Below are 2,548 nucleotides of genomic sequence, written 5' to 3'. Positions count from 1 at the left end.
TCAGATCACAAAAACAGGTGGAAGATTATGCCGTCATAAAAGGCACATTTTCCACCTGTTTATTAATTTAATTTGCGGTTTTATTAGTTTATATTATGGGTAGAGTTTGCGGTTTAACATTGAGAGTAATTTTCAGAGGTCAGAGATATTGCCGAGTGAAAAAGCCTTTGCGTATAAAATGCGTTTGGAAGCAATGAAAAGACAAGCAGGCAGACCAAGAAAAGAAAATGTGTCCCCAGTGGGGACGAATTTACGAACCGATGAACAAATTGCACAGGAAACAGGGGACAGCAGAAATCAGATACACCGATATGTGCGTCTGACAAACCTTGTTCCTGAACTGCTTGAATTTGTTGACGAGGGGCGTATTAAAATGCGTCCTGCCGTAGAGCTTTCCTATCTTGATGAAGATTGCCAGCGTGATGTGGTTGATGAAATCGACCTGAATGATGCTACCCCGTCACACGACCAGACAATCCGTATGCGAAAGTTATTCAACGAGGGCAACCTTACAACCGAAGCAATCCACGCTGTTATGTCTGAGGAAAAGCCGAACCAAAAGGAAAAAATCGTGTTGAGGGGTGACAGAGTAAGACAGCTTATCCCGAAAAACATTCCCGTCAGTCAGACGGAGGATTTTGTTTGCAAAGCATTGGAGCATTACAACAAGTTTTTGCGTAATCGTGCAGAACGTGACAGCAGATAGCCGGAGTTACAGTTCCCCTTTCTCACACTCTAACCCCTTAGTTATACTTCTACCTACCGAAAATGATATATATTATCTCACTTGAATATAAGTATCTCAAAGTATATGTCTATCTCTAAGGGGCAATCGCACAATATGAACGGACTGGAGGTGTATGGTAAAATGAAAAATTAACGAAAAATCCGCATTTGTTTTTCGGCAGGTAAATCTTGTCGTAAGAGAAAATCCACAAAGGCACATCGTAGAGATACGGTGTGTTTTTCAATTTTTACAGGAGGAAACGCAATGATAAAGTCAAAATTCAAAAGAGTCACGTCGCTTTTCTTGGCGACCCTTATGTGTGTGACCACTTTTGCAGGCATTGGCTCGACAACAGCATATGCTGCTTCGGGAGAAAAAGCCGATGTTTATATGGTCGATTTCCCTCGTGATGGCGATGCTAATTACGATGGGGTATGGGGACACAGCAATTTGACCTTGAAAAATGGTTGGCATACCGGACGTTCCAATTTTACCAATCTTAAGGCTATTGGCTCATACTCAGGCAATGTTGCTTATTGTATTGAGCCGGGAATTTCGCTCAAGGTCGGTCAGACAATGAATAAGTATGACGAAAATTATTTTAATAACCTTGCAGCCAATGGGGTTATTTCCGGAGATGAAATCCGTCTTTTCGTTGGTCGTATTTTACAGTATGGCTATCGTGGGACAATCTCGACTTCTTGGAGGTCACAGAATGAAGCGGCAGCAAACAGCATTGCACAGGCTTATGCTACACAGCTTCTTATCTGGGAAACTGTTATCGGAGAGCGTGATGCGAACTTCAATCATGTAGCAGCCAGTGGTTGCAGCAATGTGAAAGATGTCATCAATGTAAAGCATCCGCTTCGCAATAAGATTTTCAGTTATTACAACAGTATGGTGCAGAGTGTACAGAACCATGCGACCATACCAAGCTTTTGTAATAAATCATCCGGTTCGGCAAAGACAATAGAACTTGAGTGGAACGGAAGCAAGTACACAACTACTCTGACAGATTCCAATAATGTGCTGTCCAAATATAATTTCAAAGCAAGTATCAGTGGAGTGAGCTTTTCAGTGAATGGTAACAAACTTACGGTTTCTATGGATACTGCACCGAGTAAGGAATTTACCATTACCGCAACGAAGAAAAATGCAGTCCGCAGAGGTGTGGTTGTATGGTCAGAGGGTAAACACGGTCAGAATTCCAGTGTGCAGGATGTTGTCAGCTATGCTCAGGAAGTAAGCGACAGTATCAACGGTTATGTGAAAATGAAAGTCAGCTATGGTTCTTGTCAGATTGTAAAGACCAGTGAGGACGGCAAGGTTGACGGTATCAACTTCACGATTACCGGAAACGGTATCAATCAGACGGTTACAACAGCCAATGGCGGTAAATTCCAGATTGATAACCTTATGCCGGGTATCTATACCGTAACCGAGCAGGCATACGATAAGTACGAGCCGCAGGAAACACATAGAGTTACTGTTGTGGCAGGGCAGGTTGCAAAGGTCAATTTCAATAACAAATTGAAGCGTGGCGACCTTCAGGTAGTGAAGTCCTCAGAAGATAACCTTGTTGAAGGTGTGAAGTTCCATCTTTACGGTACTTCTCTTTCCGGTGATGCTGTTGACCAGTATGCAGTTACAGACAAAAACGGTGTGGCAACTTTCAAAGATGTGCTTATCAGTGGTTCTGAACTGTTAAACCGCAAACTCTACCCATAATATAAACTAATAAAACCGCAAATTAAATTAATAAACAGGTGGAAAATGTGCCTTTTATGACGGCATAATCTTCCACCTGTTTTTGTGATCTGA

The 2,548-nt window shown here is 42.2% G+C and carries 2 protein-coding genes; both read left to right on the top strand.

Features of this window, described 5'->3' with window-relative positions; genetic code table 11:
• Positions 1-193 precede the first annotated feature (193 nt).
• The gene (locus tag H8909_RS12875; protein ID WP_238928309.1) at positions 194-706 is read left to right on the top strand and encodes a ParB-like helix-turn-helix domain-containing protein; all 513 of its coding nucleotides are present in this window, start codon (positions 194-196) and stop codon (positions 704-706) included.
• A 285-nt stretch (positions 707-991) separates the two neighbouring features.
• Complete coding sequence (locus H8909_RS12870) at positions 992-2,455, top strand: SpaA isopeptide-forming pilin-related protein (RefSeq protein WP_238928308.1); 1,464 nt, start codon at positions 992-994, stop codon at positions 2,453-2,455.
• Positions 2,456-2,548 lie beyond the last annotated feature (93 nt).

Source organism: Catenibacterium faecis (genome assembly GCF_014306455.1).
Lineage (GTDB): Bacteria > Bacillota_I > Bacilli_A > Erysipelotrichales > Coprobacillaceae > Catenibacterium > Catenibacterium mitsuoka_A.
This window is presented reverse-complemented; position numbering and strand designations above follow the sequence as displayed.